The organism is Pseudomonas sp. GW821-FHT07G10 (assembly GCF_059418545.1).
Map to the genome: position 1 here is coordinate 1 of NZ_JBWKQB010000057.1, position 6,635 is coordinate 6,635.

The 6,635-nt window shown below is 60.4% G+C and carries 5 protein-coding genes; all 5 read right to left on the reverse strand.

Going from position 1 to position 6,635, the window contains the following annotated elements:
* Positions 1-598: 598 nt before the first annotated feature.
* Positions 599-1,087 carry an RDD family protein gene (locus AC07O1_RS30180; protein ID WP_495091170.1) on the reverse strand — a complete coding sequence of 163 codons (489 nt, stop codon included), beginning with the start codon at positions 1,085-1,087 and terminating at the stop codon, positions 599-601.
* A gap of 95 nt (positions 1,088-1,182) precedes the next feature.
* On the reverse strand, positions 1,183-1,395 hold the full coding sequence (locus tag AC07O1_RS30185; protein ID WP_105346577.1) for a cold-shock protein: 213 nt from the start codon (positions 1,393-1,395) through the stop codon (positions 1,183-1,185).
* 399 nt (positions 1,396-1,794) lie between these two features.
* Positions 1,795-2,919: a glycine cleavage system aminomethyltransferase GcvT gene (gene gcvT / locus AC07O1_RS30190; protein ID WP_495091171.1), complete on the reverse strand. Its 1,125-nt coding sequence runs from the start codon at positions 2,917-2,919 to the stop codon at positions 1,795-1,797.
* 42 nt (positions 2,920-2,961) lie between these two features.
* Positions 2,962-4,338: an L-serine ammonia-lyase gene (locus AC07O1_RS30195; RefSeq protein WP_494992097.1), complete on the reverse strand. Its 1,377-nt coding sequence runs from the start codon at positions 4,336-4,338 to the stop codon at positions 2,962-2,964.
* 200 nt (positions 4,339-4,538) lie between these two features.
* Positions 4,539-6,635: aminomethyl-transferring glycine dehydrogenase (gene gcvP / locus AC07O1_RS30200; protein WP_495091172.1), on the reverse strand; the 2,097-nt coding region annotated here is incomplete at its 5' end.

The window sequence follows — 6,635 nt, forward strand, 5'->3', positions numbered from 1 at the left end:
TCGCTGTCGGTGGCTTCTTAGACTGCCCCCGTGGCGCATTGACGCCTCGGCGCGGGCGAGTCCATCCAATTACGGCGGGTCACTTGGAAAAGCCCCAAGTAACCAAGGGCTCTTGCCCCTTTCGTTCGGTGCCTCGCCTAGGCTCGGCATGCCCTCGCTCCGGTCCTGCTCCGTGGGCCCGCCGCCATCGGCCATCCATGGCCGGGGGCGGCTAACCCGGCATCCATGCCGGATTGCCCACTGCGCAGAACCTCCGCTCGGCCTCTCGAGGGGGCGTGCACCGCAAAAGCAAAAGCGAGGCGGCCGACCGGCCGGCCTGGTTGGAAGCGGGTACGCATTTCTTCTGTGGAATTACTGAAGGCTGCCTTTGCTTTGCTTTGCTTTGGCTTTGGATCTGCCTGCCCCTTTTCCAGAGGCTGAACGAAAGGGGCAAGAGCCCTTTGGTTACTTTGGGCTGGGCCGGCACTCCGGCTGTTCCAAAGTGACACGCCGTAAGAGCGAAACCGCCAGTGGCCGTTACCGCAGAAACGGATATGTACTCAAAATCAGAAGATCGCAGCCTGCGGCAGCTACAGGTTTTATGTACATCGACCAGAAACTACTTCGTCTTCTTCGGAATCCGCACCAACTGGCTGTTTGAGTAGATGTCGTGCCAGCTGCGTTTCTGTTTGTCGAACAACGACCAGATGAAACCCAAACCTACACAAAGCAGCGAAGCAATCGACACGACAAAGCGCAGCAAGGCCTGCCACAGGCTGATAGCTGTACCGTCGGGGTTTTGTACGCGAATGCACCAGACTTGCATGCCAAGGGTCTGGCCAGACCAGGACCAGAATTTGGCGAAGAAGCCGAACAGGACGAAAAGCAAAATCGTTGATAGCAGCGGATCACCGTCCAGTGCACCGGCATCTGTCAGGGCGCGCATTTTGGCTTCGCCGATGATCGCCATTTGCACCATCTTGTAAATGCCTCCGGTGACGATCAGCAGGGCGGTGCACAACAGGAAGTCATAGAACATCGCTGCCAGGCGGCGGCCCAGGCCTGCGGCGGGAAAGTCGCCTTGAGGGCTTAGCAGGTGTTTCGACATGACAGGACTCTCGGCTGAAAAAAGCCATTTTACGGAATTGCGCGCACAAAAAAGCCCCTGATGTCAGCATCAGGGGCTTTTTGTTGCAGTCGGGATTAACCTTCTGCTTGTACTTCGTCAGCCTGCATGCCTTTCTGGCCTTGCACAGCAACGAAAGTCACTTTCTGGCCTTCTTTCAGGCTCTTGAAGCCGCTGCCCTGAATCGCGCGGAAATGGACGAACAGATCCGGACCGCTTTCTGGAGTGATAAAACCAAAACCTTTTTCGTCGTTAAACCACTTGACGGTACCGCTCTGACGTTGGGACATTTCTTATTTCCTTTGACGCAAAAATTAATGACAGCCTCTTTCTAATGAAAGAGTACTGGGGCTGGTTGCAGGAAAGTAAGAGACGTCGAACGGGTTGTAGCGAACTTATGGCTACTGCCCAGGTCACGGTTCCAAGCGACCCATGCAAACACAGTGAAGAAACTCTACGCCAACTAAGGGAGAAAAAACAAGCCCTCAGAAGCCGCGGTTTTACTCAGCGTGGGGTCGTTTACAGACTGGCGATGTCGCTTATTCGATAGAGCTGTTCAATTGTTTTCGATCGTTATAAACCAAGTTCATTATCGAAATTTATAGCCAGCCGCATGCACTGTTTGGTGGCGGTTGCGTTACAGATTAGTGCACTGTTAACGCAACCGCGTTACTTATAGAAACAGTCAATCAACCGCGATAGTAGCGTTGTGGAACAAATGGCATTTTGCTTACATTCATAGGCACCTTTTTCCCACGTACAATTGCCCAGACGGATGTATCAAGTGCCATGTAGTGGCTGTCGAGGTAACCCATGGCCAATGGGCCACCCAATGTTGGTCCAAAGCCGCCGCTGCACACGCTGCCGATCACTGTGCCTTCTTCGTTGACGATTTCTGCGCCTTCACGCACTGGCGTGCGCTCCTGAGGTAACAGGCCGACCCGTTTGCGGCTCACACCGGCTTGCTGCTGAGTGAACACGGTTTCTGCGCCAGGGAAGCCACCGGCACGGGAGCCATCGGCGCGACGAGCCTTGGAGATGGCCCAGAGCAGGCTGGCCTCGATAGGCGTGGTCTCGGTGTTCATATCGTGGCCATAGAGGCACAGGCCGGCTTCCAGGCGCAGCGAGTCGCGAGCTCCGAGGCCGATTGCTGCCACTTCCGGTTCGGCCAGTAGTGCGCGGGCCAAGGCTTCTGCATTGGCGGCCGGTACGGAGATTTCGAAACCGTCTTCACCGGTGTAGCCGGAACGGCTGACGTAGCAGTCCACGCCCAGCAACTTCACGCTGGTGAATTGCATGAAGGTCATTTTCGACACGTCAGGTGCCAGGCGTGCCAGTACCGTTACCGCCGCCGGGCCTTGCAGGGCGAGCAGGGCGCGTTCTTCGAACAGTGGCTGAATCTCGCACTGGTCGCCGATGTGTTTGCGCAGGTGCGCGAGGTCCTGATCCTTGCAGGCGGCGTTGACCACCAGGAACAGTTCATCGTTACCGAGGTTGGCGACCATCAGGTCATCGAGTATGCCGCCGGTTTCATTGGTGAACATCGCATAACGTTGCATCCCCACCGACAGGTCGATGATGTCCACTGGCACCAGGGTCTCCAGTGCCTTCGCGGCGTTGGCGCCGGTCAGGCGAATCTGGCCCATGTGCGAGACATCGAACAACCCGGCCTGATCACGGGTGTGCTGGTGTTCTTTCATCACGCCCAGCGGGTATTGCACCGGCATGTCGTAACCGGCGAATGGGACCATGCGCGCGCCGAGCTCCAGATGCAGGGCGTGCAGCGGGGTTTTCAACAGTTGTTCGGTGGACATGTTCAGCTCCTGAAAAAATGCACTGATGCAGCCAGGCTCGCATCAGCACTCAATGATGTTGACCGCCAAACCGCCGCGGGCGGTTTCCTTGTATTTGCTTTTCATATCGGCGCCGGTCTGGCGCATGGTGCGAATGACCTTATCGAGGGAGACGTAGTGTTGACCGTCGCCGCGCAGGGCCATGCGCACCGCATTGATGGCTTTTACCGAGCCCATGGCGTTGCGCTCGATGCACGGCACCTGAACCAGGCCGCCAATGGGGTCGCAGGTCAGTCCGAGGTTGTGTTCCATGCCGATCTCGGCGGCGTTTTCCACTTGCTGCACGGTGCCGCCCAGCACTTCGCAGAGTGCCCCGGCGGCCATTGAGCAGGCGACACCGACCTCGCCCTGGCAGCCGACTTCGGCGCCGGAGATCGAGGCGTTTTCCTTGTACAGAATGCCAATGGCCGCCGCGGTGAGCAGAAAGCGCACCACACCGTCTTCGTTGGCTCCCGGGATAAAGCGCATGTAGTAGTGCAAAACCGCAGGAATTATCCCTGCTGCGCCATTGGTCGGTGCAGTGACCACGCGACCGCCGTTGGCGTTTTCTTCGTTGACCGCCAAGGCGTACAAATTGACCCAGTCGAGTACCGACAGTGGATCGCGCAGGGAGGCTTCGGGGCTCTTGCACAATTGCCGATGCAGCGCTGCCGCACGGCGTTTGACCTTCAAGCCGCCGGGCAGAATTCCCTCGTTGCGGCAACCGGCGGCGACGCAGTCCTGCATCACTTGCCAGATATTCAGCAAGCCGGCACGGGTTTGCGCTTCCGGGCGCCAGGCGCTTTCATTGGTCAGCATCACCTGGCTGATGGACAGGCCGTAGGTGGTGCAATGACCGAGCAAGTCCTTGGCACTCTTGAACGGGAAGGTCAGCGGCGTAGTGTCTTCGACAATGCGGTCAGCGCCCGCAGCATCTTCATCGACGACGAAGCCACCACCGACCGAATAATACTCGCGGCTGCGAACCTGCAAACCGGCGGCATCGAAGGCACGAAAGATCATGCCGTTGGGGTGATAGGCCAAGGGTTTGCGGATCATCGCCAGGTGGAGTTTTTCGTTGAATTCTATGCTGTGTTCACCGAGCAGGTTCAAGCGTCCGTTGCTGCGAATCTCGTGCAGGCGGGCAGCAATGGTCTCGGTATCCACGGTATCCGGGTGTTCACCTTCCAGGCCCAGTAACACGGCCTTGTCGCTGCCGTGGCCCTTGCCGGTAGCGCCGAGCGAGCCGTACAGCTCGACTTTGACGCAGGTGGTTGCCGCCAGCAGGTTCTCACGACGCAGGCCTTCGACGAAGCGCGCAGCGGCACGCATCGGGCCCACGGTGTGGGAACTGGAGGGGCCGATGCCAATTTTGAACAGGTCGAACACGCTTAACGACATGGTTGTTCTCCGGTTTCTTGTTATGAGGATCGACGCAGATTCTGAGAATTGGCAAAGATCCTTGTGGGAGCGAGCTTGCTCGCGATAGCGGTGTGACAGGCAGCATTGATGTCGACTGACACGGCCCCATCGCGAGCAAGCTCGCTCCCACAGGGTATTGTGGTGACCATGAGGGGGCGAGCAAGTCGCCCCTCATTGGTTTAAGCGTAGCTTTCGATCGACGGACAGGCGCAGATCAGGTTGCGATCGCCGAACACGTTGTCGACCCGACCGACCGGTGGCCAGTACTTGCCCTCGATCAACGATGCAACCGGGTACACCGCCTGTTCACGGCTGTACGGATGCGTCCACTCACCGACGATTTCCGCCGCGGTGTGCGGGGCGTTTTTCAACGGGTTGTCGTCCTGGTCCAGGGTGCCGTTTTCCACCGCGCGGATTTCTTCGCGGATGCGGATCATGGCGTCGCAGAAGCGGTCCAGTTCTTCCTTGGATTCGCTTTCGGTCGGCTCGATCATCAAGGTGCCGGCCACCGGGAAGGACATGGTCGGGGCGTGGAAGCCGAAGTCGATCAGGCGCTTGGCGACGTCATCGACGCTGATGCCGCTGCTGTCTTTCAACGGACGCAGGTCGAGGATGCATTCGTGGGCCACCAGGCCGTTGCTGCCGGTGTACAGCACCGGGTAGTGCTCTTCGAGGCGCCGGGAAATGTAGTTGGCATTGAGGATCGCCAGCTGCGAGGCACGCTTGAGGCCCGCGCCACCCATCATCCGAATGTACATCCAGGTGATCGGCAGAATGCTCGCGCTGCCGAACGGTGCCGCGCAGACCGCGCCTTCCTTGCGCTCCATGGCCGCGTGCCCCGGCAGGAACGGCGTCAGGTGGGATTTCACGCCAATCGGGCCGACACCCGGGCCGCCACCGCCGTGGGGGATGCAGAAAGTCTTGTGCAGGTTCAGGTGGGACACGTCGCCGCCGAACTTGCCCGGTGCGCAGAGGCCGACCATGGCGTTCATGTTGGCGCCGTCGATGTACACCTGGCCGCCGTGGTCATGGATGATCCCGCAGATTTCGCGGATGCCCTCTTCGAACACGCCGTGGGTCGAGGGGTAGGTGATCATCAGCGCGGCGAGGTGTTCGCGGTGCTCGATGGCCTTGGCGCGCAGGTCTTCGAGGTCGACGTTGCCGCGCGCATCGCACGCGGTGACCACCACGCGCATGCCGGCCATGTTGGCGGTCGCCGGGTTGGTGCCGTGGGCCGACGAGGGGATCAGGCAGATGTCGCGACGGTCTTCGCCACGGCTCTGGTGATAGGCGCGGATCGCCAGCAGACCGGCGTATTCACCCTGGGAACCGGCGTTTGGTTGCAGGGAGATGGCGTCGTAACCGGTGGCGGCGCAGAGCATCGCTTCCAGTTCATCGGTCAGCTGCTGATAGCCGGCGCTTTGCTCGGCCGGGGCGAACGGGTGCAGGGCACCGAATTCGGCCCAGGTCACCGGGATCATTTCGCTGGCGGCGTTGAGCTTCATGGTGCACGAGCCCAGCGGGATCATGCTGCGATCCAGGGCCAGGTCCTTGTCGGCGAGTTTGCGCAGGTAGCGCATCAGCTCGGTTTCCGAGTGATAACGGTTGAACACCGGGTGGCTGAGGATCGGCGATTGGCGCACCAGAGTCGCCGGGATGCGGCTTTCAACCGAGGCGGCGAGGGCGGCGAAGTCCGGCAGGGCCTTGCCGTCGGCCAGCACGCTCCACAGGGTTTCGATGTCCGCCTGGCTGGTGGTTTCGTCCAGCGACAGACCCAGACGCTCGCCATCGACCACCCGCAGGTTGATGCGCTGGGCGCGGGCCTGGTCGTGCAGGGCGGCGGTCTGGCTGCCGGTGGCCAGGGTCAGGGTGTCGAAGAAGTGTTCCTGCTCGACGTTCAGACCCAGATCGCTCAAGCCTTGGGCAAGGATCGCGGTCAGCTGATGGATGCGCTGGGCGATCTGGATCAGGCCTTTGGGGCCGTGGTAGACGGCGTACATGCTGGCGATGTTGGCCAGCAGCACCTGCGCGGTGCAGATGTTGCTGGTGGCTTTCTCGCGACGGATGTGTTGCTCGCGGGTCTGCATGGCCAGGCGCAGCGCCGGCTTGCCGAAACGGTCTACCGACACGCCGACCAGACGGCCGGGCATGTCGCGCTTGAACGCATCGCGGGTAGAAAAGTAAGCCGCGTGCGGGCCGCCGAAGCCCAGCGGCACGCCGAAGCGTTGGGCGCTGCCGATGGCCACGTCGGCGCCGAATTCGCCCGGCGGGGTCAG